This is a genomic window from Streptomyces sp. GL_141 (assembly GCF_057834385.1).
The window spans coordinates 379718-403019 of the sequence record NZ_CM174402.1; the positions used below are offsets into that span (position 1 = coordinate 379718).

21 protein-coding genes and 1 pseudogene are annotated in these 23302 nt (G+C 73.4%); 10 read left to right on the forward strand and 12 right to left on the reverse strand.

What is annotated here, in order from left to right:
• Positions 1 to 53 precede the first annotated feature (53 nt).
• From AC3IX6_RS01660 to AC3IX6_RS01670, 3 genes are read left to right on the forward strand one after another with little or no spacing between them, the layout of a single operon-like run.
• Positions 54 to 566, forward strand: a complete 513-nt coding sequence (locus AC3IX6_RS01660) for a mycothiol transferase (protein WP_489368368.1) — start codon at positions 54 to 56, stop codon at positions 564 to 566.
• Positions 566 to 2503 (forward strand): carboxylesterase/lipase family protein, encoded by a 1938-nt coding sequence (locus AC3IX6_RS01665; protein ID WP_489368369.1) that lies wholly within the window; start codon positions 566 to 568, stop codon positions 2501 to 2503. Before AC3IX6_RS01660 ends, AC3IX6_RS01665 begins: the two co-directional genes overlap by 1 nt.
• Positions 2500 to 3645, forward strand: a complete 1146-nt coding sequence (locus tag AC3IX6_RS01670; RefSeq protein ID WP_489368370.1) for a serine hydrolase domain-containing protein — start codon at positions 2500 to 2502, stop codon at positions 3643 to 3645. The genes AC3IX6_RS01665 and AC3IX6_RS01670 overlap by 4 nt, the downstream gene beginning before the upstream one ends.
• Before the next feature lie 33 nt (positions 3646 to 3678).
• Here AC3IX6_RS01670 and AC3IX6_RS01675 read toward each other — a convergent pair whose 3' ends face one another.
• Entirely contained in the window at positions 3679 to 5202 is a 1524-nt protein-coding gene (locus AC3IX6_RS01675; protein WP_489368371.1) for an MFS transporter, read from the reverse strand.
• Between the two features lie 59 nt (positions 5203 to 5261).
• Positions 5262 to 5822 carry a TetR/AcrR family transcriptional regulator gene (locus AC3IX6_RS01680; RefSeq protein WP_489368372.1) on the reverse strand — a complete coding sequence of 187 codons (561 nt, stop codon included), beginning with the start codon at positions 5820 to 5822 and terminating at the stop codon, positions 5262 to 5264.
• Between the two features lie 54 nt (positions 5823 to 5876).
• On the opposite strand from AC3IX6_RS01680, the gene AC3IX6_RS01685 reads away from it, so the two are divergent.
• Together AC3IX6_RS01685 and AC3IX6_RS01690 are read left to right on the forward strand one after the other, a co-directional pair.
• Positions 5877 to 6176, forward strand: a complete 300-nt coding sequence (locus AC3IX6_RS01685) for a hypothetical protein (protein WP_489368373.1) — start codon at positions 5877 to 5879, stop codon at positions 6174 to 6176.
• Between the two features lie 33 nt (positions 6177 to 6209).
• Entirely contained in the window at positions 6210 to 6392 is a 183-nt protein-coding gene (locus AC3IX6_RS01690; RefSeq protein WP_489368374.1) for a DUF6126 family protein, read from the forward strand.
• 81 nt (positions 6393 to 6473) lie between these two features.
• Here AC3IX6_RS01690 and AC3IX6_RS01695 read toward each other — a convergent pair whose 3' ends face one another.
• The gene (locus AC3IX6_RS01695; protein ID WP_489368375.1) at positions 6474 to 6734 is read right to left on the reverse strand and encodes a DUF6158 family protein; all 261 of its coding nucleotides are present in this window, start codon (positions 6732 to 6734) and stop codon (positions 6474 to 6476) included.
• 113 nt (positions 6735 to 6847) lie between these two features.
• On the opposite strand from AC3IX6_RS01695, the gene AC3IX6_RS01700 reads away from it, so the two are divergent.
• Entirely contained in the window at positions 6848 to 7474 is a 627-nt protein-coding gene (locus AC3IX6_RS01700) for a TetR/AcrR family transcriptional regulator (protein ID WP_489368376.1), read from the forward strand.
• A gap of 38 nt (positions 7475 to 7512) precedes the next feature.
• Positions 7513 to 8775 (forward strand): annotated as a pseudogene (locus AC3IX6_RS01705) (MFS transporter); the annotation flags it as partial.
• A 114-nt stretch (positions 8776 to 8889) separates the two neighbouring features.
• Here AC3IX6_RS01705 and AC3IX6_RS01710 read toward each other — a convergent pair.
• From AC3IX6_RS01710 to AC3IX6_RS01725, 4 genes are all read right to left on the reverse strand, one after another.
• Positions 8890 to 9804, reverse strand: a complete 915-nt coding sequence (locus AC3IX6_RS01710) for a LysR family transcriptional regulator (RefSeq protein ID WP_489368377.1) — start codon at positions 9802 to 9804, stop codon at positions 8890 to 8892.
• 142 nt (positions 9805 to 9946) lie between these two features.
• The gene (locus AC3IX6_RS01715) at positions 9947 to 10366 is read right to left on the reverse strand and encodes a YunG family protein (RefSeq protein ID WP_489368378.1); all 420 of its coding nucleotides are present in this window, start codon (positions 10364 to 10366) and stop codon (positions 9947 to 9949) included.
• A 91-nt stretch (positions 10367 to 10457) separates the two neighbouring features.
• Positions 10458 to 11594: an LLM class flavin-dependent oxidoreductase gene (locus AC3IX6_RS01720; protein WP_489368379.1), complete on the reverse strand. Its 1137-nt coding sequence runs from the start codon at positions 11592 to 11594 to the stop codon at positions 10458 to 10460.
• Complete coding sequence (locus tag AC3IX6_RS01725; RefSeq protein WP_489368380.1) at positions 11591 to 12586, reverse strand: amino acid--tRNA ligase-related protein; 996 nt, start codon at positions 12584 to 12586, stop codon at positions 11591 to 11593. Before AC3IX6_RS01725 ends, AC3IX6_RS01720 begins: the two co-directional genes overlap by 4 nt.
• Positions 12587 to 12932: 346 nt before the next feature.
• Here AC3IX6_RS01725 and AC3IX6_RS01730 point away from each other — a divergent pair, with 346 nt between their 5' ends.
• Positions 12933 to 13706: an SDR family NAD(P)-dependent oxidoreductase gene (locus AC3IX6_RS01730; RefSeq protein ID WP_489368381.1), complete on the forward strand. Its 774-nt coding sequence runs from the start codon at positions 12933 to 12935 to the stop codon at positions 13704 to 13706.
• Here AC3IX6_RS01730 and AC3IX6_RS01735 read toward each other — a convergent pair.
• Together AC3IX6_RS01735 and AC3IX6_RS01740 are read right to left on the reverse strand one after the other, a co-directional pair.
• Positions 13681 to 14622: an aminoglycoside phosphotransferase family protein gene (locus AC3IX6_RS01735; RefSeq protein WP_489368382.1), complete on the reverse strand. Its 942-nt coding sequence runs from the start codon at positions 14620 to 14622 to the stop codon at positions 13681 to 13683. The two genes, AC3IX6_RS01730 and AC3IX6_RS01735, sit on opposite strands and share 26 nt — an antisense overlap.
• A gap of 183 nt (positions 14623 to 14805) precedes the next feature.
• Positions 14806 to 18006: a TIM-barrel domain-containing protein gene (locus AC3IX6_RS01740; RefSeq protein ID WP_489368383.1), complete on the reverse strand. Its 3201-nt coding sequence runs from the start codon at positions 18004 to 18006 to the stop codon at positions 14806 to 14808.
• A gap of 236 nt (positions 18007 to 18242) precedes the next feature.
• Here AC3IX6_RS01740 and AC3IX6_RS01745 point away from each other — a divergent pair, with 236 nt between their 5' ends.
• The gene (locus AC3IX6_RS01745; RefSeq protein WP_489368384.1) at positions 18243 to 19577 is read left to right on the forward strand and encodes a chloride channel protein; all 1335 of its coding nucleotides are present in this window, start codon (positions 18243 to 18245) and stop codon (positions 19575 to 19577) included.
• 163 nt (positions 19578 to 19740) lie between these two features.
• Positions 19741 to 20862 (forward strand): alpha/beta hydrolase, encoded by a 1122-nt coding sequence (locus AC3IX6_RS01750; RefSeq protein ID WP_489368385.1) that lies wholly within the window; start codon positions 19741 to 19743, stop codon positions 20860 to 20862.
• Here the strand turns inward: AC3IX6_RS01750 and AC3IX6_RS01755 are convergent.
• From AC3IX6_RS01755 to AC3IX6_RS01765, 3 genes are all read right to left on the reverse strand, one after another.
• The gene (locus AC3IX6_RS01755) at positions 20834 to 21169 is read right to left on the reverse strand and encodes a hypothetical protein (protein WP_489368386.1); all 336 of its coding nucleotides are present in this window, start codon (positions 21167 to 21169) and stop codon (positions 20834 to 20836) included. The two genes, AC3IX6_RS01750 and AC3IX6_RS01755, sit on opposite strands and share 29 nt — an antisense overlap.
• A gap of 153 nt (positions 21170 to 21322) precedes the next feature.
• Positions 21323 to 21991 carry a response regulator gene (locus AC3IX6_RS01760; protein ID WP_489368387.1) on the reverse strand — a complete coding sequence of 223 codons (669 nt, stop codon included), beginning with the start codon at positions 21989 to 21991 and terminating at the stop codon, positions 21323 to 21325.
• Positions 21988 to 23202 carry a sensor histidine kinase gene (locus AC3IX6_RS01765; RefSeq protein WP_489368388.1) on the reverse strand — a complete coding sequence of 405 codons (1215 nt, stop codon included), beginning with the start codon at positions 23200 to 23202 and terminating at the stop codon, positions 21988 to 21990. Before AC3IX6_RS01765 ends, AC3IX6_RS01760 begins: the two co-directional genes overlap by 4 nt.
• Between the last annotated feature and the right edge of the window lie 100 nt (positions 23203 to 23302).

The window sequence follows — 23302 nt, forward strand, 5'->3', positions numbered from 1 at the left end:
TCCCCCGCGGTGCCGCGGGCCCGGTCGGCGCCCGCCGTGGGCATGGTGGGGGCATGAAGGGTACGGAGGTACTGGCCGACGCGTTCGGCCGGATCCATGGCGTGGTGCACGAGGCGGTCGAGGGGCTGGAGCCCGGGCGGCTGGACGCGCGGATCGATCCCGGTGCGAACTCGATCACCTGGCTCGTCTGGCACCTGACCCGGATCCAGGACGACCACGTGGCCGATGCGGCCGGCTGGGAGCAGGTCTGGCACGCGCAGGGCTGGGACGAGCGGTTCGGGCTCCCGCTGCCGCCCGGGTCCACCGGCTACGGGCACACCGCCGACGAGGCCGGGGCCGTCCGGGTCGACTCGGGGGAGCTCCTGCTGGGGTACTTCGACGCGGTCCACGCGCAGACGGGGCGGTTCCTTCAGGGGCTGTCCGCCGCCGATCTGGACCGGGTGGTCGACGAGCGGTGGGACCCGCCGGTGACCCTCGGGGTGCGGCTGGTCAGCGTGATCGGCGACGACCTCCAGCACGCGGGGCAGGCGGCCTTCGTCCGGGGCGTGCTGACGAGGGGCCGCTGATGGCGTCCCCGGGAGCCCTGCTGCTGACCCTCCTCCTCGTGGCGTGCGCCCCGTCCACCACGGCGTGGGCCGCCCCGTCCGCCGGTCCCGGTCACGAATCCGGGACCGGCTCCGCGCCGTTCGCCGGAGCCGGAGTCAGAGCCGGGGCCGGGGCCGGGGCCGGAGCCGGGACCGTCCGGACCGGCCACCGTCCGGGCGTGGGTGTCGGCCCCGGCTCCCGCGCCCGCGCCGCCGAGCGGCCTGTCGTCGGCACCGACCGGGGAGCCGTGCGCGGGCGGGAGGCCGCCGGGTACCGGACCTTCGAGGGGATCCCGTACGCCGCCCCGCCGACCGGGCCGCTGCGCTGGCGGCTCCCGGAGCCCGCCGTGCCCTGGGCGGGCGTGCGGGACGCGGGTGCGCCCGGGGCCCGGTGCGTGCAGCTGCCCGCGGTGGGGCCGGGCTCCCCGAGCGGCTCGGAGGACTGTCTGTTCCTCAACGTCACGGTTCCGGGCGACGCCATCGGCGCCGCACGCCCCTGGCCCACCGCCGGGATCGGACCCGGCGCCCACCCGGAGCCGGTGCTCCCACCGGGGGCGACCGGCCCAACGGGTCCGGTCGCTGCCGCGCGGACGCCCGACCCCTCGCGCCGCGCCGGAAGAACCGGCGCCCCGCCCCGGCCCGTGATGGTCTGGTTCCACGGCGGCGGGTTCATGAACGGTGCCGGGGATCCGTACCGGCCCGGCCGGCTGGCGTCGGCGGGTGGACCGGGTGGATCGGGTGGATCGGGTGGCGCCGGGGCCGTGGTCGTCACGGTCAACTACCGGCTCGGGGTCTTCGGGCTCTTCGGGCATCCCGCGCTCCACGGAGCCCCCGACTTCGCGCTCGCCGACCAGCAGGCGGCCCTGCGCTGGGTGCGGGCGAACGCCGCCCGTTTCGGCGGCGATCCCGGCAACGTCACCGTGTTCGGCGAATCCGCGGGCGGCCTGAGCGTCTGCCTGCACCTCACCTCCCCCGCCTCGGCCGGCCTGTTCCACCGGGCGATCGTGCAGAGCGGCTCCTGCTCGCTCACCGTCCCGGCGCACTCGCTGCTCCCCGCGCTGCCCGCCTACGAGCCGTTCGTGCCGGAGCACCTGACCGTGGCCCGGGGAACCGCGGCGGCGGTCCGGCTCGGCTGCGGCCGGCCGGCGGACGAGGAGGTACTGGAGTGCCTGCGCGGCCTCGCCCCGGAGGCCCTGGTGACGCCCGAGCTCATGACGCTCTTCTCCGCGGTGTCCTACGGCACCCCGCTGCTCCCCACCGAGCCCCGGCGGGCCCTGGAACGCGGGGAGTTCCACCGGGTCCCGGTGGTGCAGGGCTCGACCCGCGACGAGATGCGGATCTTCCTCGGGCAGACCCTGGCCGCCCACCCGGTCGACGGCCCGCAGGCCTACCGGGCCCGGCTGCGCGCCGCGTTCGGGGCGCGGGCCGGACTCGTGGAGGACGCCTACCCGGTGACGGCCCATCCGACGCCCGCGCTGGCCTTCGCCGCGGTGCTGACGGACGCCTCCTTCGTCTGCCCGCAGCTGCGGGACAGCCGTGCGCTGGCGCGGCACGTGCCGACGTACGACTACGCGTTCGACGACCGGCACGCACCGGACTTCACCGGGCTGCCGCCGGTGCCCGGCTTCCCGTACGGGGCCTCGCACGGGGCCGAACTCCCCTACCTCTTCGACACCGTGCTCCCGATGAGCGCCGCGCAGCGGGTGCTCGCGGAGCGGATGACCGGCTACTGGACCCGGTTCGCGGCGACCGGCGATCCGAACGCCCCCGGGGCGGGGCCCTGGTGGCCGCGCTCCCCCGCCGTACTGTCCCTGGCGCCGCGGGACTCGGGCGGCATCCGCCCCGTGGACGCGGCGGCCCGGCACCACTGCGGGCTGTGGGACTCCGTAGGACAGTCTCTCGAAAGGGCGGGCTCGTGACCGGTTTGACCGACATCCTCCAGCCGTACGTGGACGACGGGACCCTGCCGGGGGCGGTGGCCCTGGTGGACCGGGGCGACGGCAAGGAGCCCGAAGTGGCCGCCGTGGGCGGCGCGGACGCCGGGGGCGAGGCGCCGATGGTCCGCGACTCGATCTTCCGGATCGCCTCCCTCACCAAACCGGTCACGGCGGCGGCGGTCATGATGCTGGTGGAGGACGGCCGGTTCGCGCTCACCGACGACGTGACGCCCTGGCTGCCGGAGATCGCCGCACCGCTGGTCGTACGCACGCCCGGGAGCCCGGTCGACGAGGTGGTCCCGGCGAAGCGTCCGGTGACGGTGGCCGACCTGATGACCTTCCGCGCGGGGTGGGGCTTCCCCTCCGACTTCGCGCTGCCGGCGGTCTCCCCGCTCTTCGGCGAGCTGCGCCAGGGCCCGCCGCGGCCGCGGGAGGTCGCGGGGCCGGACGAGTGGATGGCCGTGCTGGGCCGGATCCCGATGCTGTACCAGCCGGGCGAGGCCTGGCTGTACAACACCTGCTCGGACGTGCTGGGGGTGCTGATCGCCCGGGTGGCGGGGTGCTCGCTGCCGGAGTTCCTGGCGGAGCGGATCTTCGAGCCGCTGGGCATGCCCGACACCGGTTTCGCCGTGCCGGCGGGGCAGTCGGGCCGGTTCACGCACTTGTACCGGGCCGGCAGGGACGGGGGCCTCGACCTCGTGGACGCCCCCGACGGGCAGTGGAGCGCCGTGCCCGCCTTCCCGTCGGGCGCGGGCGGGCTGGTCTCCACGGCGGACGACTACCACCGCTTCGCCCGGATGCTGCTCGACGGGGGCGGCCCGCTGCTGTCGCCCGATGCGGTGCGGCGGATGACCACCGACTGGCTGACCCCGGCCCAGCGGGCCGGGGCCGCTCTGTTCCTGGAGGGCCAGGGCTGGGGGTTCGGCGGGTCGGTCGACGTCACGCCGGCCGAGCCGTGGAACGTGCCGGGCCGCTACGGCTGGGTCGGCGGCACCGGGACCGCCGCCCACATCGTCCCCGCGACGGGGGCCGTCACCATCCTGCTGACCCAGCGGGAGCTGACCGGCCCGTCGCCAGCCCCGGAGGCGATGCGCGCGGTGTGGGCGTACGCGGCCGCCTCGTAGGCCGCGTACGCCCACGGCACCCGCACGTCCTGGCTAGTGGTTCTCGGTCGGCCGCAGGTCGCGCGGGATCAGCGTCCAGGTGGTCGCCGCGGCGGCGATCGCCAGGACGCCGGCCAGCAGGAACGCCGGGGTGATCGCGAGGGTGTAGGCCTGCGAGGCGGCCTCCAGCAGGGTGCGGCCGAGGCCGCCGCCGAGCTGCTCGGCGGTGTGGGCGGCCTCGCCCACGGAGTCCCGTACGGCGGCGAGCGTCGGGGCGTCCAGGTCCAGCGCCGGGAGGTTGCCCCGGTAGAGCGTGGCCGCGGTGGAGCCGAGGATGGCGACGCCCATGGCCGAGCCGAGTTCGTAGCAGGTCTCCTCGATGGCGGCGGCGCTGGAGACCTGGTCGGCCGGGGCCGTGGAGATCAGGGTCACCGAGGCGACGGTGGTGGCGATGCCCGCGCCCAGGCCCATGATGGTCAGCGCGACGGCGAAGGCGGGGTAGCCGAGGCCGGTGAACTGCTGCAGGGTCCAGGGCAGGGCCATGCCCGCGGCGAGGACCACCAGGCCGCCGCCGAGCACGTGGCGGATCGCGAAGCGCTGCATGAGGCTCGGGGCGACCATCGAGGCGCAGATCAGGGCGAGCGGGGCGGGCAGCAGGCGCAGGCCCGCCTCCAGCGGGGTGTAGCCCTGGCCGTACTGGAACCACTGGGTGACCAGGAACAGGATCGCGCCCATGCCCACCATGGGCAGGAAGATCGCGGTGGCGGCCACGCTGAAGGCGGGCTTGGTGAAGAGCCGGACCTGGAGCAGCGGGTTGTCCACGCGGAGCTGGCGGCGGACGAACAGGGTCAGCGCCATGACGGCGAGGGCCAGCAGGGCCCACGGCAGCGGGTCGGCTACGCCGCTCTTGCCGAGCTGCTTGATGCCGCCGGCGAGGGCGAGCATGCCGACGATCGACTGGCCGACGCCGGTCCAGTCCCACTGTCCGGCGGAGCGCGGGGAGCGGGATTCGGGGAGGTAGCGCAGGCCGGCCGCGACGATCACCGCGGTGACGGGCAGGTTGAGGAGGAAGGCGGAGTGCCAGCCGTAGTCCTGGACGAGGAGGCCGCCGACGACGGGGCCGAAGGCCATGCCGCCGCCGAAGACGGCGGCCCAGACGGCGAGGGCGAAGGCGCGTTCCTTGGCGTCGGTGAAGACGCTGCGCAGGATCGACAGGGTGGAGGGCATGATCGCGGCGCCGCCGACGCCGAGGAGGGCGCGGGCCGCGATGACGTGCCAGGCCTCGGTGGAGAAGACGGCGATGAGCGAGGCGAGGGCGAAGATGCCGAAGCCCGCCATGAGCAGCCGCTTGCGGCCCCAGCGGTCACCGAGGGCGCCGGCGGTGACGAGCAGCCCGGAGAGGGCGAGGGCGTAGATGTCGATGATCCACAGCTGCTGTACGGCGCCCGGCTGGAGGTCGCCGACGAGCGAGGGGAAGGCCACGTTGAGGATCGTGGTGTCCATCGAGATGAGCAGGAGACTGCCGGAGAGGATCGCGAGCACGATCCAGCGGCGCGGGTCCTGCGTGGGGGTGTGCATGGGGGTTCCGTTCACGGTTGTTTCACGGTCGTACGCGGGAGGGGTTCGGGGGTGCGGGCTCAGGCGGCCGGGGACGGCCGGGTTCCGCTGAGGAAGGAGGCGAGGACGAGCCGGCCGATGTCGCGCCGGGCGAGGTGGCCGTCGCGGACGCCCTCGGCGGCGGCGTCGAGCAGTCCCCAGAGCGAGTACCAGATCCAGTACGCGGGCAGGTCGACGCGGAGCCGGCCGAGGCGCTGGCCGAGGGCGAGGAAGGCGAGGGCCCGCTCGTCCTGGCGCTGGATCCCGGCCCGGAACTCGGGGTCGGCGAGCACGGTGGCATCGCGCGAGGTGAATCCGTAGAGGTGCGCGGCGGGCAGCAGCCCGGTGACGAGCCGCTCCAGCGCGGCGTCGAACTCCGCCCCGTCGGCGGAGGCGGGCAGGTCGGCGGGGGCGAGGCACCCGTCGACCACGTCGATGGCCCGGACGGCGACGGCCTTGAGGAGTGCCTCGCGGGTGGCGTAGCGGCGGCTGAGCGTGGCGCGGCTGGTGCCGATGCCTGCGGCGATGTGCGCCATGGAGGCACTGTGATCACCGGCGAGCACGCGTGCGGCGCCGTCCAGCAGCTCTTCTTCATTCATCATGCGATCCTCCTTCGTATCAAACGATACAAATTTGTCTCACGTGATGCAAATCTGTTGCGCGTCGAGTGGGCGATCGACGAGGACGCCGCCTGGGGACGGAACGCGGAGCCCGCGGATGCGGGGGCCGGGCCGGGGATTCAGGAGGGCGGGCCGGGGATTCAGGAGGGCGGGCACTGCGCGGTGTTCCCGCGGGGAGAGCTGGGCACCGAGGAGGACGGCGTCCTCTCGTTCCGGCTCGGCGGCATCCGCATCCTGCTGGAGGCCGCCGAGCCACTGCCGGAGGGCGTCACCCCGGCCTGGGTCCGGCTGCGCTTCGACCGGGAGCGGATCGAGATCTACCCCTACACGGTCTGAGCCGGGGCGGGCCCGCCCCCGTACGCTGTCCGGGTGATGACGGACGAGAACAAGGGTTCCGAGCAGGCCCGCTCCGCGGCGGCCGCGGCGGCGAGGTACGAGAAGTGGAAGGAGAACGGCGTCCTGCTGCGCGCGTTCTTCTACATCGCCGGCACCCACCTCTTCGCCGGCTTCGTCTGGCTGCTGTTCATGCTGGGCGAGCACGCGGAGAAGTAGGCGCCCCCGCCGCCACGGAGCCCGAGGCGCGAGAGCCGGTCGGCCACCCGCGGCGGACGGATGCCGGCAAGGGACCCCTCGCTAGCCCTGTTCTTCCGTGCCCGTGCGGGCTCGGGCGCCCGAGCGGGTGCGGCCGGTCGTCTGGGCGCGTTCCGGGTGGCGGCGCACGTACTCGCGTTCCAGTTCGTCCATCCGCCGGGTGTGCGTGAGCAGCGCGTCGTCCGAGCCGTGCAGCAGGGTTTCGTGGCGCGTGCGGTGGATGGCTTCGAGTTCCTTCATCAGGCGGCCTTCTTCCAGCCCGCCCGCCGACGGCCCGGCCTCGCGCGCCTCGTGCTCCGCCATGGCAGGTCACCTCTCCCTCGGCCGGGCCGGGCGCCTCGCCCGGCCGCGCTCATTCCATCATCCCGGAAGGGGAGGGATAGACACTGTCTACGGGTGGCTGGTAGACAGTGTCTATGGATCGACGGGAGCAGTCGGAGCAACGGGATCGGCAGGACGGGGGGCTGCGCGAGCGGCTGATCGACGTCGGTGTGGAGCTCGTGACCAGTGAGGGGAGCGCCGCGCTCGGGCTGCGCGAGATCGCCCGCCGCGCCGGGGTTTCCCACGGGGCGCCACGGCGGTATTTCCCGACACATCACGCGCTGCTGTCCGCGATCGCCCGGCGCGGGTTCGAGGAACTCGGCTCCCGGATCCCGGCCGCGCCGGCGGGCCCGGGTGCGGACGACCCGCGCGGGCAGGTGCGGGCGCTGGGCCGCGCGTACGTCGGCTACGCGCTGGAGCACCCCGGCATGTTCGAGCTGATGTTCCGCCACGACCTGCTGGACAGCTCCGGGCAGGACGGGCCGCCGGAGGCCCGGCTCCGCGATTCCACCCTGCCGATGTTCGAACTGCTCGTCTCCCTCGTCGCCCGGTGCCGGACGGGCGGCGAGCCCCGGATCACCGCCGCGGCGCTGTGGGCCAATCTGCACGGCGTGGCCCAGCTGTGGTCCCGGGGCAGTCTGCCGCTCGCCCTCGACGGCGACCCGGGGTGCTCCCTCGACCGGGTCGTCGACGCCGCCGTCGACGCCCACCTGCGCCCGTGAGGCCCCGGCTCGCGCTCGGCGTCAGCTCCGCCGCCGCGATGCTCGTCGCCCTTGACGGGACCGTGCTGCTGATGGCGCAGCCCAGCCTGCGGCGGGACCTCGGCGCGCGTCTGGCCGAGGTGCAGTGGACGAGCGGCGCGTTTACCTGCTGAGCGTGGCCGCCTTCCTGGTCCTCGCCGGCCGGCTGGGCGACCGGTACGGGCACACCCGGCTGCTGTTCACCGGCGTACTCGGCTTCGCGGCCGCCTCGGCGGGCATCGCACTCGCTCCCGGGGCCGGCTGGGTGATCGCCCTGCGCGCGGCCCAGGGGCTGTTCGGGGCGCTGCTCCAACCGGCGACGCTCGCCCTGCTGCGGCTCGCGTACCCGCCCGCGCGGCTCGGCGGGCCGGTCGCGGTGCGGACCGCGGCGATCGGACTGGCCGCGGCGGCCGGGCCGCTTCTCGGCGGCGTGCTGGTCGAACGCTTCGGCTGGCGCGCGGTGTTCGTGGCCAACGTCCCCGCCACCCTCGCGATCGCGGCGGCGGCCCTGTTCGTACGGGTCCCCGCGCCCCCCGCCCCCGGAGCCCGGCGGCCGGATCCGGCCCGGCGGCGCCGCCCTCCTCGCGACGGCCCTCGCGGCGCTGGTGCACGCGCTGGCCGGGGTACCCGAGCACGGCTGGTCGGGGCCCTGGACCCTGGCCGGTTTCGCCGCGTCGGCCGCACTGGCGGCCCTGCTCGTCCGGTCGGAGCGCCGCTCCGCCCAGCCCCTGGTGCCGCGCCCGGTGGCCCGCTCCGTCCCGGTGACGGCGTCCGTCGCGCTGCTGGCCCTGGTCTCCGCCGCCCTGTTCGGGGCGCTGTTCGGGGCCGGCTTCGCGCTCCAGGACGCGGCGGGGCCGGATCCGCTCGCCACCGGGCTGCGCGTGCTGCCGATGACGGCCGCCATGGTCGTCGGCGCACCGGTGGCGGGGGCCCTGCTGCGCCGGTTCGGAGCCCGCGGGACGGCGATGGCCGGGACCGGGCTGGTGGCGCTCGGGATCGCGGGACTGGGTCCGGGCTGGGGCTTCGGGATACGCGGCGCGGGCTTCGCCGCGGTGATGGTGACGGCCACCGGCACGGTGGTCGGGGACGCCCCGGCCGGGCACGCGGGGGTGGTGGGCGGGCTCAAGCAGACCGCGATGAACGTGGGGCCCGCCCTCGGCATCGCGGTGGCCGCGGGCACCGGGGCCTCGACCGCGGTGCTGGCCGCACTGGCCGCCGCACGCCTGCCCCCGTCACGTCCGGGCGCGCCACGCCTGCCCACTCCACAGCCGGCCTCGCCACGCCTGCCCGCGTCACGACCGGGCGCGCCACGTCCGACCTCGCCACGGCCGGCCCCGCCGCGCCCGCCCGCCTCACCACCCGCCGCCTCACCACCCGCCGCCTCACCACCCGCCGCGTCACGCCCCGCCGGGGCCGGCCGCGCGGGCCACGCAGCTGCGGGCCACCTCGTCGGCGAAGGCGCGGGCGAGCGGGGCGAGGGCGGACCAGCGCCGGACGGCCCAGCCGACGGAGAGCGGCGGCAGGGCGGGGACCGGAACCAGGCGCAGCGGCCCGTCCGATCCGGGGACCCGCCAGCCGGGCAGCGCCGGTACGACGGCGTGGCCGAGGCCCAGTTCCGCGAGGAGGAGGGCGGTGTCCCAGTCGGCGGCGCTGGTGTCCGAGCTGATCCGGATGCCCGCTTCGGCGAGGGCGGCGTCGAGGTGGGCGCGGGAGGCGGAGTTCTCGGGCAGCCGGATGTGGCGGACGGAGCCTAGGTCGGCGGGCTCCAGGCGGGACCGGGCGGCGAGCGGGTCGTCGGCGCCGACCGCGAGGACCCAGGGCAGCCGCATGACAGGACGCTGTTCGATGCCCCGCACGGGGGCGCCGATGGTGATCCACGCGAGGTCGAGGTCGTCGGCGGCGAGGGCTTCGAAGCAGCTGCGGCTGGAGTTCTCGGTCTGGAACTCCAGGCTGACCCGGGGGTGGCTGCGCCGGAAGGCCACGATCGCCTCGGCCATGAAGTGGCGCACGGTGGTGGCCCCGGTGGTGACGCGGACCGAGCCGCCGTCGCCCCGTACCAGGTCGTCGAGCCGGCGCAGGGCTCCGTCGAGCCCGGCGATGCCGTCGGCGGCGGCCGCCTGGAGGATCAGCCCGGCCCCGGTGGGCGAGACTCCGCGCGGGTGCCGCTCCAGGAGCGCGGCGCCGGTCTCCTTCTCCAGGCGGCGGATGTGCTGGCTGACGGCGGACTGGGTGCGGCCGAGGTCGCGGGCGACGGCACTGAGGCTGCCGGCCCGGCAGACCGCGACGAAGACGCGGAGATCATCGAGGGTCACAACCCCAAGGTATCCCTTGGGGGTTACCAGAAATCCGGAGGATTGACTTGGATGTCCGGCTGTCCGACGATCAGTTCACGGCCCAGGGCGGCAACCCGGTCCCGTCATCGCGAGGGCGGGACCGGGTGCCGACCCGCCGCGACTAGGTACCGGTCACCCCGGCGGGCGCACCACCGGTACGGGCGAGCTTGGCCATGACCTCGTCGCGCAGGAGCTCGTACTCCGTGCGCAGCCGGCGCAGTTCACTGTCCGGGGGGCGGGGGACGACGGTCCCCTCGGTGATCTTCTCCTCCGGTGCGAACTGCTCGCGGGTGAGGTCGATCTCTATGCCGAGACCGAGCCGGTTCCACCAGTGGTAGTCCACGCGTTCGCCGTCGACGAGGACCTCGCCGCGGATCAGCTCACCGCCCAGCAGGTCGTTGAGGACGAGCGCGGTCACACCGCACTGGTCGCGGGCCGGGTTCTCCCTGGTCCACCGGTCGCGGTACTCGGGCGTGCACGTCATCGCGCTCCAACTGCTGCGGACGGCACGGTCGATGTCGGTCAGAAGGAAAGGTGTCATGCCGCCATCCTCGCAACCGGCACTGACAAACATCCATGCCTCGGCCGACCGTCCGGTCGGGTCAGTCGCATTCCGATAAGTAGCGTTCTGTTCAGTCGCGTTTCGACCAGTCCCGCACCGGTCGGTCCCGCGCCGGGTGGGTCCAGAGGCCCTCGCGGGCGAGCAGCGGGAGGACGCCTTCGCCGAACCAGTACGCCTCCTCGAGGTGCGGGACGCCCGAGAGCACGAACTCGTCGATGCCGAGCCGGTGGTACTCGATGATCCGGTCGGCCACCTCCCGGTGCGCTCCCACCAGGGCCGTGCCCGCACCGCCACGGACCAGGCCGATGCCGGCCCACAGGTTGGGCGTGATCTCCAGGTCGTCGGAGCGCCCCCCGTGCAGGGCCCGCATCCGGTGCTGGCCTTCCGATTCGCTGTCGCGCAGACCCTCCTGGACCGATCGGATCGCCTCGGGGCCGAACCCTTCGAGCAGCCGCCGGGCCTCGGCCCACGCCTGCCCGGCGGTGTCCCGGGTGATCACGTGGAGCCGGATGCCGAACCGCGGGCGCCGCCCGGCCCGCGCGGCGCGCACTCGTACGCGGGCCAGCTTCTCCGCCACCTGCACGGGTGGTTCCCCGAAGGTCAGGTAGACGTCGCTGTGGAGTGCGGCGACCTCGATGGCCGCCGGCGACGATCCGCCGAAGTAGACGGAGGGCACCGGGTCGGCCGGCCGGCCGAGCCGGGCACCCTCCACGCGCAGATGCGATCCGTTGAAGTCGACCGACTCGCCGCCCCACAGCCTTCGCACGATCTCCAGGAACTCGCCGGTCCTGCCGTACCGGGCGTCCTTGTCCAGGAAGTCGCCGTAGGCGCGCTGTTCCCGGCTCTCCCCGCCGGTGACGACGTGGAGGAGGAGCCGGCCCTCCGAGTGCCGCTGGAAGGTGGCGGCCATCTGGGCGGTGAGGGTCGGGGAGACGAAGCCGGGCCGCAGGGCGACCATGAACCTGAGGCGTTCCGTTTCGCGCGCGAGCATGGCGGTGGTCACCCAGGCGTCCTCGCACCAGGCACCGGTCGGGGTGAGCGCGCCGTCGAAGCCCAGCTGTTCGGCCGCGACGGCGATCTGCGCGAGGTAGCGGACGGTGGCGGGCCGCTGTTCCTCCTTGCTGCCCGCGGCCACGTCGTGGCCGCCACCCACCACGTTGCGGCCGTCGCCGTACGTGGGCAGGAACCAGTGGAAGGCCAGGGTCACCGTTCGCCCGACCCGAGTTCGCCCGCCCCGATGCGCCGGTTCGGGCCGGAGTCGTGGGCCGCCAGGAGGTCCAGGACGCTGTCGGCGCCGGCGATGTGCCGTACGAGCCGTTCCAGGCCGAGCCCGAAGCCGGCCGTCTGTATCCCGGACCGCTTCTTCCATTCCGCGTACACGTGGTTCGGCTCACCGCCGAGCAGCCGGGACTGCTCCGAGATCTCGTCCGCGTCCTTCGGCCGGAGCCCTCCCGTGGCGAGTTCACCGTGGCCCGCGGGCAGCATCAGGTCGTAGGTCTCCTGGAGCCCGTCCTCACCCTGCTGGTAGAGCGAATCGCGTACGCCGAGCGGATAGCGGTGGATCCAGAACGGTGAAGTGAATTTCTCGGTGAGGATCCGCTCCTCGCCGTGGGTCAGGTCGGTGTTCTGCGGCTCCCGCGGTCCTCTCCCGGCGAGACCGAGCGCCTCGGCGAAGGAAATGCGCGGGTAGGGGCCGCTCCGCAGGCCGGCCAGGCGCTCCGCGGCCCCGCGCCCCTCCTCCGGGAGGATCGGCGCCAGGTGGCGGGCAAGCCCTCCGAGGATGCCCTCGGTCACCGAGAACACCTCGTTCGCGTCCACGGCCCGCCACTCGACCACCACCTGGAAGAACGTGTACAGGTGCCTGCCCGAGGTGTCCTCGCCGTCCATGAGGAGACGCAGACAAGGGGTGACGCAGTAGACCCGGTCCGCATGCTCGAGGGCCATCTGCTTTTCCACCGAATGGCTCACGGGAAGCTGATAGGCCCATTTGCCCTCCACCGAGACACGGTCGCCCTCGTCCTTCACGTGCGGGCGCGCCCGGTCCCCCAGGACCGCGACGGAGTGCCGTGCGCCCGGCTCGTCCTGAGCGGACAGCAGCGCGGGAAGAATTTCCAGGAATTCTTGATCGAGAAGACTGCGGCGCAATGCCTGAAGGATCCGGCCGGTCCACTGGTACGACTGCGCGGGCGAAAAACTCACTATCCCTCCGAATCAATCCGGTGACGTTGTGCCGATTACCGCTCCTCTCGGTTCTGCGCCTCGCCGACAAGCAACAAACGCCAACCCGCCACTATGGCCTGTTCCTTCTGCACACCCTTCGGCCTGCGCTCCCTTGGGCTCCGGGAAGTGAACAGCGGCCCGATCAGTGCGATCCGTCACGATGAGGCCCCGCCGTCCGACCCGGGACCTGAAATGGAGAATTCAATTCCTCAGCCTGATCCGGACAGTTTTCTCCGGCACGCCTTTACCCGTTGCCCGCCGAAAGGCTCCGCGATAGCGTGAAGCATTTCCATGACGATGCTCTTGTCGAAGCAAGGATGTGCTCATGGCCGAAGTGCGTACGGGTGGCCTCGGATTCTTCGATCCGACCGGCAAGGTGGCCGTCGTCACCGGGGGCAGCAGCGGCATAGGGGCCGCGTGCGCCCGGCGGCTCGCCGAGGCCGGTGCCCGGGTGGTCGTCGGCTACGACTCCGGCGAAGGCCGCGCGAAAGATCTCGTCGCCGCCCTGCCCGGTGAGGGGCACGTCGCGACGCGCATCCCGCTCGACGACTCCGCCGCCGTGCGCAGGGCCGCCGGCCTCGTCGCCGACCTCCACGGTGTGGTCGACGTACTGGTCAACTCCGCCGGCACCACCACGCAGGTCGCCCATGCCGACCTCGAAGGGCTGACGGACGCGGAGTTCGACCGGATTCTGACGGTGAACGTACGGGGCACCTTCTCCGTGATCCGCGCCTTCGCCCCGCTCCTGCGGTCCTCCGGTGACGCGGTCGTCGCCACCATCTCCTCGATATCCGGCTCCACGGGGCTGGGAAGCAACATCGCCTACTGCGCCGCCAAGGCCGGCCTGGACGTCATGACCACCTCGCTGGCGCGCGTGCTCGGCCCCCAGGTGCGGGTCTTCAACCTCTCGCCGGCAGCGGTCGACACCGGCTTCGTCCCCGGCCGCGATCCGGCCTCGGTCCGTACCCAGGCGGCGTCGGCGCCGCTCCGGATCGCCGCGGACCCGGACGACGTGGCCTGCTCCTTGATCGGCGCCGTCACCTCGCTGCGGCTCAGCACCGGCACCGTCGTCGTCATCGACGGCGGCGGACACCTGTAGTCGCCGGGCCGCCCGCGAGGAGTTCGCCGATGACGTGGCGGGCGATGGCCGCCATGACCGGGTTGGTCTCCTTGTAGTAGTTCAGCTCCATGAGGGCGATCGACAGGGCCCAGCCGCGGGCGCGCGTCCACATCGCGTCGTCCGCGTCCAGTGCGGCCCGGAAGGCGGGGCGGGCGGCGGCCGGGAGGACGTACCAGGCCGCGATCAGGTCGACGGCGGGTTCGCCGAGACCGGCGCAGCCGAAGTCGATGACGGCGGCGAGCCTTCCGTCCGCGAGGAGCAGGTTCCCCGGTTGCAGATCGGCGTGGATCCAGACCGGCGGCCCGGACCAGGGCTCGGCCCGCAGGGCTTCCTCCCACAGGGCGGTCACCGCCCCCGTGTCCAGGTCCGCGTCGGCGTCCGGGTCGGCGCTCGCGCCCAGTTCCGCGATCGCGGTACGGGTTTCGGCGTCGCGGGCCGCCAGGGTCTCGCTGCGGTAGGAGGCCGGGGCGTCCGCCGGATCGGCCCGGTGCAGCGCGGAGACGAACTCCGCCAGGTCCTTGGCCAGCAGGTCCGGCTCCGCGATCCGGCCGGGCACGGGGTTCTCGCCGGGGACCCAGCCGAAGACGGACCAGGACCAGGGATAGCCCTCGGCGGGCCGCCCCATGCCGATGGGGACGGGGATGGCGGCCGGCAGACCGGGGGCGAGCCGCGGCAGCCAGACGTGCTCCATGCCCACGTCGCCGGCCGCTCCCGGCGTACGGGGAAGACGTACGACCAGGTCCGCGCCCAGCCGGTACATGGCGTTGGACGTGCCGGCGGAGTCGACGCGCTCGACGGGCAGCCCCGCCCACTGCGGGAACTGACCCGCGATCAGCCCGCGCACGAGGGCGGTGTCGATGTCGGGTTCGTCGGCGTGCATCTTTCCCGCGGGCATGGGCACCTTCCTGAAGGGTCCGAGGATCGCGGCCCCCACGGTAACCGCCGGGCCCGCACCCCCACCGAGCCCGGCCCGGCTGGATGCCGGGCCGGGCTCGGTGGGGGTGTCGGGCGGTCCTCGTCAGACGGTCCTCGTCGGGCGGGGGTCACCGGGAAGCCGGGACCCCCGCCGGTCGCCGGGTCAGGGTGTGAACGTCCACCGCTGGGCCGCGGTCGTGGCGCACGCGACCCGGGTGAGCCGGGTGCCGTTGGCCGTGGCGGAGCCGGCCGGGGTCAGGCACTGGCCGGAGTTGCGCAGGCTGCCGTCCGGGCCGGTCTGCCAGGTCTGGCCGGAGCTGCCGTTGCAGGTCTGGATCGCGACGGCGGTGGCGGTGGCGGCATCCAGGCAGACTCCGCCGAGGCCGGTCAGCCGACCGTCGCCCTGCAGGGTCCAGCGCTGGTTGGGGCCGCCGTGGCAGCTGTAGAGGGTGGGCTGGGTGCCGGGGGTGGTGGCGCTGCCCGGGAGGTCCAGGCAACTGGCCGACGCCCCGTTGACCAGGGTGGCGGCCGCGGGGAGCGGCGTCGGGCGGCCGGTGAGGGTGATCTCGGCGGCGCTGGTCCAGGGGCCCCGGCCGCCCGCCTCGGTCAGCGCCTTCAGCCGGAGGTAGCGGCCCGCCTTCGCGGACAGCGAGACCGACTTGAGGGCCGCCGTGTCGGCGAAGGTGCCGGTGGCCACCGGGGATCCCCAGTCGGTGGTGGTGTCCGAGACGTACACCTCGTAGCCGCCGATCCGGCCGTTGACCCCGCCGTCCTGGCGGGGCAGGTAGCCGAGGCCGTCGGCCGTGTAGCGGGCACCGAGGTCGATCTGGATCTCGTGCGGGAGCGGCGCGGGTGCGGAGCCGGACCAGGCGGTGTGCCAGATGGTGCCGGCGTTCCCGTCGAAGGCGTTGCGGGCGGCGCCGTTCTCGCCGCTGGTCTCCTGGCTGTCGGCGGAGACCAGGGTCCAGGCCGACTGCGGGACGGGGCTGGAGGTGACCGGGATGGGGTCGGCGGCCGGGACGGAGGTGCCGGAGGCCGAGACGCTGAAGGCGGCCGATTTCGTACCGGTCTTGGTCCACAGGATTCCGCCGCGGTCGGCGGCGTCGAAGAACCAGCCCGTCGCCGCCGAATCGTAGGCGGCCTTGCTGGTCAGCCGGGTGAGGGCGGCGCCGTCCACGGTGAGCGCCGTGGGGGCGGTGGCCACGTGGAGGCTGAACTCGTAGCCGCGCGAGGCCGGTTTGCCGGTGTAGCTGCCGGCCGGGGCGGATACGGACACGGTGACCGTGCCGGAGCCGGAGGCGGGGGCGGTGACGTCGACCTGCTGGCGGGCGAAGGCTCCGGTCTGGTGGGCGCGGGTGATTCCGTCGTCCTCGTACAGGCTGAAGGAGGTGGCGCCGCGCGGGTGGATGTCGTAGGTGAGGGTGGAGACGGGCTTCTCCCCCGTGTAGTTCATCTGCGGCCACATCGGGACGATGGCGCCGCCCTTGACGAACAGGGGCAGGGTGTCGAGCGGGGCCTGGTAGCCGTTGAGCCAGCCCGGTCCGGCATAGGTCTTGCCGGTCCAGTAGTCCGTCCACGTGCCGGCCGGGAGGTAGATGCCGTCGCGTACGGAGGTGTCGGAGACCACGGGCGCGACGAGGAAGGAGTCGCCGGCCATGAACTGGCCGCTGGTCAGGTTCCCGCGCGCCACCGGGTCCTCGGGGTACTCCAGGACCATCGCGCGGGTGCTCGGGACGCCGGTCTCGTGCGCGGTGCGGCTCATGGTGTACAGGTACGGCATCAGCCGCATCTTCAGCTGGAGGTACTTGCGGTTGATCGAGAGGTAGGGCTCGGCGAACCGCCAGGGCTGCTTGTCCTGATAGCCGGCGGTCGGACCGGTCGCGCCCCAGCCGGACATGGTCATGAAGGCCGGGGTGAAGGCCTTCCACTGGAGGTCGCGGGCGTACGTCTTGGGGCTGCCGGCGAAGATCCCGTCCACGTCGCCGGTGGCGTAGTTGAAGCCGGAGAGGCCGGCGCCGGTGATGGCGGGGACGTGCCAGCGCATGTCGTCCCAGGTGCCGTTGGTGTCACCGGTCCAGACGACGGCGTTGCGCTGGGTGCCGGCCCAGCCGTCGACGGTCCAGACGTAGCGGCGGGCGTCCGAGTTCTTCTCTATGCCGTCGACGGCCTGCTGAACGCCCGCGAACGCCGTCTTGTAACCGCCGCCGATCCAGGCGACATCGGTCTTCACGCCCCGTGAACCGGCCACCCCCACCTCGTCGTTGATGTTGCCGAGGCCCGTCGAGGTCCACAGTCCGGTCTGGAATCCCTTGGCCTTCAGCGCGTCGACCGTGGACTTCAGGGGCGCGGTGTAGCCGCAGCCGTAGCCGTCGTTGGGCAGGAACCAGCCCGAGGGCATGTCCGCGGCGCGGGCGTCCGTGGCGTAGCCGACGACGTCCGGGGTGGTCTGGTGGCGAAGGCGGTCGTGGTCGCCCTGGTAGGCCGGGTTGGAGGCGTTGAAGCAGTCGGCGTTGCCGAGCTCGAAGCCCCACGCCGGAGCCATGAAGGGCTTGCCGCTGACGTCGGTGTAGGCGTCCAGGACGGTCTTGAGGGAGCCGCCGGTGAAGTACCAGGCGTCGAAGCGCTTCTCGTCGTGGGTGAGGGTGGTGGGGGCGTTGAAACCGTACGAGCCCGGGGCCCAGGTGTTGCGCATCACGCCGTAGTTGTTGGTCGACACGTAGAAGGGTGCGGGGCTGGCGTTGTTGTTCTCGCGCCACTTGTTGTCGACCGCGATCGGGACGGTCTTGCCGCGCAGCGCCCATTCGCCCAGGCGCAGGCCCGTTCCGTAGAACTGCTCGTCCGCCGCGCGCGCGAGGTACTGGGTGGTCTGGCTGCTGGTCCAGGAGGTGGGCTGCGTCTCCTGCCAGACCAGGGTGGAGTTGTCGGCCCGGTAGACGGAGAACTGCAGCGGGGTCTTGTTGGCCCGGATGGTCAGGGAACCGGTGGTGATCTTGTAGTAGGTGCCCGCGTCGGTCCACGCGGCGCTCACGGGGCCGAAGTCCGTGGTGGGGGCGAGGTCGGTGCCGGCCGGGTCGTTGGTGAAGGTGCCGTCGGGCGAGAGCCAGAGCCGGAAGATGTCGGCGCGGGCGACGACCACCCGGGCCTTGGCCCCGCCGGAGGTTGCGATCGTGAAGGTGTTCCCGGACTGGGTGACGCCGGTGGCGTTGCCCGCGGTGGCCGGGGCCGGTGCCGCGGCGGCCGCCGAAGCCGGTGAGGAGATGGGTCCGGCGGTGGCCAGACCGGCGACGGCGAGGGCCGCGGCGAGCAGTGCGGCCGCCGGGGCGCGCCGCCGCCGTGGGCTTCTGCGGATGCTGATGAGTCTCATGGGGCGGCTCCTCGTGCGGTCCGGACTGCGGACACACCTTTTGGCATGCACCGGGCAACATAGCGGTCCGGAGGCCCCATTTGAAGGAAGTTGATTGGAATGGCTGGTCAACGAGCATCTTTGAGCATGGAGGACGTACCCGGTCCTTCACTCGCATGGCCCACCCGCCCTGCGCGACCCGCCCCTCGCCGCGACCCTGAGACGAACTACGGACTTTTTTGGAGGGCCCTGCGCTCATGGAACAGGCGAAACAGCCCGCATCGCTCCGTCAGATCCTCCTCGCCCCCGGGACCCTGCGCCTGCTCGCCCTCTCGGCGCTCATCGGCATCCCGGTCTCGCTGTTCGCCTTCGGCTTCGTCAGCCTCGAACACGAACTCCAGCACTGGGTCTGGCACACCGCACCCGACCTGCTCGGCTACTCCCGCCCCCCGTGGTGGTGGGGCCTGCCCACGCTCACCCTCGCCGGACTGCTGGCCGCGCCGATCATCACGCGGATGGCCGGCGCCGGCGGACACGTCCCCGCCTACGGCTTCGGCGGCCCGCCGACCATGCCCCGCGAAACCCTGAGCGTGATCCTGGCCGCGCTGGCCTGCCTGCCCCTCGGCGTGATGCTCGGACCCGAGGCGCCCCTGATGGCGATCGGCAGCGGCCTCGCGCTGCTCAGCATCCGCGCCGCCAAGCGGGCCACCGAGCCGGAGCTGGCCACGGTGCTCGGCATGGCCGGATCCACCGCCGCCATCAGCACCATCTTCGGCAGTCCGCTGATCCCGGTGGTGATGGTGCTGGAGGGAGCCGCCCTCGTGGCCGGGGGTGCGCGCATTCTCGTACTGATCCTGCCCGCCCTGGTCGCCAGCGGAGTCGGAGCCCTGGTCTTCACCGGCTTCGGGCACTGGACCGGCCTCGGCATCGGGGCACTGACCCTCCCCCAGGAACCCGCCGCGGGCCTGCCCGACGCGGGCGACTTCCTGTGGGGCATCCCCATGGCCGCCCTGATCGGCGTCGTCGTCGCCCTGGGCAAGTCCGCGGGCCTGCGCGTCCACGGCTGGGTGGGCACCTCCGCGCAGCGGATCGTGCTGTGCGCGGTGGCCGTCGGCGTCTGCGTCACCGCCTACGCGCTGATCACCGGACGCTCCCCGGAGGAGGTGGCCCTGTCCGGCCAGAACACCGTCGGCCAGCTGGCCGCCGAGCCCTCGTCCTGGGCGGTGGGCGCGCTGGTGGCCCTCTCGCTCTTCAAACTGATCGGCTGGAGCATCGCCCTCGGCAGCCTCCGCGGCGGCCCCATCTTCCCCTCCATCATGATCGGGGCGGCGATCGGCGTGGCCTTCGGCAGCCTTCCCGGATTCGGCATGGGCCCCGCGCTGGCGGCCGGCATCTGTGCGGCGGGGGTGGCCGGCACCCGGCTCCCGGTGACCGGTGTGGTCCTGGCCGCCGCCCTGCTGGGCAAGGAGGCACCCACACTGATGCCGCTGCTCGTCCTCTCCGCGGTCACGGCGCTGCTGGCCTCGGCCCTGATCGACCACCAGCGCCCCGCGGACCCGGCCCACCTCCAGCCCGCCACCACCGACGCCTGAGCCCTCCGGCCGCTAGGGGGCGCCTCTGAGGGCGTCCTGCCCGAATGACCTACTCTTTGCCCTTTTCATAACTTTTGGTGACGAACCGTTCCTCATCTCAGGGGCTCTCACTCCCCGGCAGCCAAACCGGCGGCCTCCGTACAGGGCTCAGGAGTCACGCACGATGAAGCACGGCACACGCCGGGAGGCGCAGCACGGACACGGCCGGGTCCACGGGCACACCGGCGGGCGGCCGCCCCGGCGGCGGCGGTGGATCGGGGTGGCCGTCGCGCTGGCGGTCGTGGGCGCGGTGGCCGCCGGGGCGATCGCCTACCTCGACCCGTTCGACGACACCGGCGACACCGTGCGCCTCGACGAGCCCCGCACCACGGCCCAGGGCAAGGCCGGTGGCGCGTCGGGTGACCCGCTGACCCTGATGCCCACCGGACCGGCGCCCGAGCTGAAGGTGTCCGGGACCATCCCGGAGGACGGCAGCAAGGTGATGGTGACCACCCTCGCCGGGAAGAAGTCCCACTTCACCGGCAAGGTCTGGCTCTGGGTGCCGCCGCAGTACCACGACCCGAAGTACGCGCACAGCGGCTTCCCCGTGATGATCGCGCTGCCCGGCGGGCCCGGCTTCAACGAGAACTACTGGAGCGGGAGCAACCTCAAGCTGGAGGCCGACATCTCCAAGTGGTCCAAAGAGGGCGCCAGCCTCCCCTTCATCCTCGCGATGCCCGTGCTGAACCCGGCGTCCGACAAGGACGGGCTCTACTGGGACGGCAGCGACATCCCCGGCCAGCCGAAGATGGGCACCTGGCTCACCGAGGACGTCCCCGACCTGGTCCGCGCGACGTTCCGTACGATCAAGTCCCGCGACGGCTGGGCCTTCATGGGCAGCTCCTCCGGCGGGTTCGCCGGGCTCAAGGCGGTGTTGCAGAAGCCCGACCGATTCCGGGCCGTGATCGCCGGCGGGCCCGACATCGTCCCCGACTCCCGGCTGTGGAACGGCCACCCCGCGGAGAAGGCGGAGAACAGCCCGCCCGAGCTCGCGCGGAAGCTGATCGACCGGGGCGGACCCGAGGTGGACCTCGCCTTCCAGGTCGGCACCAAGGGCAGCGACGTCCAGAACCGGCCCCCGATCGAGAAGTTCATCAAGGACTACGGCAAGGGGCCCGTGAAGACGATGTTCCACGTCGACGAGGGCGGCGGCCATGACGCCTACACCTACGCCCCCGGCATGTACGACGGCGGGCTCATCCAGTGGATCAGCAAGCTCATGCGAGGGCCCGTCCCCAGCCCGTGACGGGCGGCGGCGGGCTCACGGCCAGGACCGGCGCCGCCGGGGAGCCGTGCCGGTGCCCGCAGGGCTCGAAGACCAGGACCACCGGCCGGCCCGGACGCTGGCGCCAGGAGATGCGGTCCGGGGCGTCCTCGCACACCGGGCAGCACGGCAGCGGACCCGCCTGACCCGTCGGGCTCGCCTGACCCATCGGGCTCACCGGGCTCGCCGGGCTGCTCGACACCCGCGACGGCCTCGAGGCACTCAGCCGGCTCGGCTCCGGCCGGCACTCGGGGGCGGCCGCGAGCTGCGTGGAGTGCGGATCGCTCATGGAGACTCCCTGGTCGTGCGGTTGGGCTGCTCGCACTGTGCCATGGACGTGCCCCTTGGCGCACGGGTGAATCCTCCAGTGTTCCGGCGATGTTCCGGCAGGTCAGAAGTGTGCGACCCCGGTTCCGCCCGCCGCTCCCGGGCGACTTGGCGCTCAGCGCGCCCCGCCGGTCACCTCCACCAGGCCCGATTCGTACGCGGCGATGACCGCCTGGGCCCGGTCGCGGACGCCCAGCTTGCCGAAGATGCCGGTGATGTGGTTCTTGACCGTGGAGACGCTGATGTCCAGGTCTGCGGCGATCTCCGCGTTGTCGAGTCCGGTGGCGAGCAGCTGCCAGATCTCCCGCTCGCGGGGTGTGAGTTCGGCCGGGACCGCGGCCGCCTGCCGGGCGGGCCGCTCGGGGACCCGTACGTACGTGGAGATCAGCCGGGTCAGCAGGCGCGGCGCCACCGCGGCCTCGCCGGTGTGGACGGTGCGGATCGCGGCGGTCAGCTCCTCCGGGGATACGTCCTTGGGCAGGAAGCCGTAGGCACCGGCCCGAAGGGCGGCGACCACGTACTCGTCCATGTCGAAGGTGCTCAGCGCCAGCACCCGGCACTCCGGCAGCAGCCGGGACAGTTCCCCGGTGGCCCCGACCCCGTCCAGGACCGGCATCCGGATGTCCATGACGACCACGTCGGGCCGCAGCCGCTCCGCGAGGACGACCGCCTCGGCGCCGTCCCCGGCCTCGCCGACGACCTCGAACTCCGGCTCGGGGGCCAGGATCAGTGCCAGGCCCCGCCGGACGAGCGGCTGGTCGTCCGCAATGAGCACACGGATCATCCGCGTTCTTCCTCTCCCTCTTCCCCGGGCGCGTGCGGCCCGGGCGGCGCCGGCAGGCGCGCCGCCACCCGGAATCCGCCGCCGTCGAGGGCGGCCGCCTCCAGGGTGCCGCCCTGCAGGGCGACCCGTTCGCGCATTCCGATCAGACCGTAGCCGGAACCCGGAACCACCCGCGAAGGCGCCGTCCGCTCCCCCGCCCCGTCGTCGCGCACCTCCACCGTCACCTCGTCGGGGCGATACGTCAGCCGTACGTGGGCCCGGGCCCGCCCGGCGTGCTTGCGGGTGTTGGTCAGCGACTCCTGCACGATGCGGAACACCGTCAGACCGAGGGCCGGCGGCAGCGGGCGGACCGGCCCCTCCACGGTGAACCCGGTCTCCAGGCCGCCGAGCCTGGCTTCGGCGACGATCCGGTCCAGGTCGCCGGTGCCGGGCTGCGGGGCCGGCGGGGTGTGTTCCGGCTCCTCCCCCGCCCGCAGCACGTCGAGCAGCTGCCTCATCTCGCGCAGCGCCATCCGCCCGGAACCCTCCAGGGTGACCAGGGCCTCGCGGGCCACCTCCGGGTCGTGCGCCAGGTTGGCCCGGGCTCCGCCGGCCATCAGCTGCATGGTGGTGATGTGGTGGGCCACGATGTCGTGCAGTTCGCGGGCGATGCGGCGGCGCTCCTCGGCCACCGCACGTTCCGCCAGCAGGGTGCGCTTGGCCTCGGTCTCCTGCTGCCAGCGGCGCGTCAGCAGCGCGGCGGCGACGACGAGGAGGACGGCGACCGTGTTGCCGAGCAGGCCCATGAACCCGGTCGTCCCGCCGGAGCCGCTGCCGACCACCGTCAGCGGCACCGCCGCCAGGGCGGCCGCCGCCGTGACCGCGGGGCCGCGCACGCGGGCCACGGAGTAGAGCGCGACGGTCGCTCCCGCGGAGAAGTGCGGGCCCTGTGACGTGATCAGGTTCAGCGCCACGCCGAGGGCGAGAACGGCGCAGAGCACGGCAACCGGCCTGACCCGCCGGGCCAGCAGGCAGGGCGCGGTCAGGACCACCAGGACGAGGGCGGACACCGTGAGGGGCCGGCCGTTTCCGGCTGCGCCGAACGCATAGCCGACCAGGTCCACGACGGTGGCGGCGATGGCCACGAGCGCGTCGTTGCGGGTCCAGTTCAGGGCCCGGTTCGTGCCCTGAACGGGCGCGCTCCCGCCCGCCCCGTCGTCCGTTTTGATCATCGGCATACTCCATCTTCCCATCGCGCGCCCCGCGGACCGTGGGCCCCGAGGAGGAGTGCGGACCAGGACCGGAGTCCTGGTCGGGGCCCGTACCGGTCGC

What these genes read in the sequence shown, in the direction of transcription:
- AC3IX6_RS01745 (WP_489368384.1), top strand. Translation starts at nt 18,243, where the DNA reads ATGGAACAGGCGAAACAGCCCGCATCGCTCCGTCAGATCCTCCTCGCC.
- AC3IX6_RS01730 (WP_489368381.1), top strand. Translation starts at nt 12,933, where the DNA reads ATGGCCGAAGTGCGTACGGGTGGCCTCGGATTCTTCGATCCGACCGGC.
- AC3IX6_RS01680 (WP_489368372.1), bottom strand. Translation starts at nt 5,822, where the DNA reads ATGATGAATGAAGAAGAGCTGCTGGACGGCGCCGCACGCGTGCTCGCC.
- AC3IX6_RS01765 (WP_489368388.1), bottom strand. Translation starts at nt 23,202, where the DNA reads ATGATCAAAACGGACGACGGGGCGGGCGGGAGCGCGCCCGTTCAGGGC.
- AC3IX6_RS01760 (WP_489368387.1), bottom strand. Translation starts at nt 21,991, where the DNA reads ATGATCCGTGTGCTCATTGCGGACGACCAGCCGCTCGTCCGGCGGGGC.
- AC3IX6_RS01755 (WP_489368386.1), bottom strand. Translation starts at nt 21,169, where the DNA reads ATGAGCGATCCGCACTCCACGCAGCTCGCGGCCGCCCCCGAGTGCCGG.
- AC3IX6_RS01735 (WP_489368382.1), bottom strand. Translation starts at nt 14,622, where the DNA reads ATGCCCGCGGGAAAGATGCACGCCGACGAACCCGACATCGACACCGCC.
- AC3IX6_RS01740 (WP_489368383.1), bottom strand. Translation starts at nt 18,006, where the DNA reads ATGAGACTCATCAGCATCCGCAGAAGCCCACGGCGGCGGCGCGCCCCG.
- AC3IX6_RS01695 (WP_489368375.1), bottom strand. Translation starts at nt 6,734, where the DNA reads ATGGCGGAGCACGAGGCGCGCGAGGCCGGGCCGTCGGCGGGCGGGCTG.
- AC3IX6_RS01715 (WP_489368378.1), bottom strand. Translation starts at nt 10,366, where the DNA reads ATGACACCTTTCCTTCTGACCGACATCGACCGTGCCGTCCGCAGCAGT.
- AC3IX6_RS01660 (WP_489368368.1), top strand. Translation starts at nt 54, where the DNA reads ATGAAGGGTACGGAGGTACTGGCCGACGCGTTCGGCCGGATCCATGGC.
- AC3IX6_RS01665 (WP_489368369.1), top strand. Translation starts at nt 566, where the DNA reads ATGGCGTCCCCGGGAGCCCTGCTGCTGACCCTCCTCCTCGTGGCGTGC.
- AC3IX6_RS01700 (WP_489368376.1), top strand. Translation starts at nt 6,848, where the DNA reads ATGGATCGACGGGAGCAGTCGGAGCAACGGGATCGGCAGGACGGGGGG.
- AC3IX6_RS01750 (WP_489368385.1), top strand. Translation starts at nt 19,741, where the DNA reads ATGAAGCACGGCACACGCCGGGAGGCGCAGCACGGACACGGCCGGGTC.
- AC3IX6_RS01675 (WP_489368371.1), bottom strand. Translation starts at nt 5,202, where the DNA reads ATGCACACCCCCACGCAGGACCCGCGCCGCTGGATCGTGCTCGCGATC.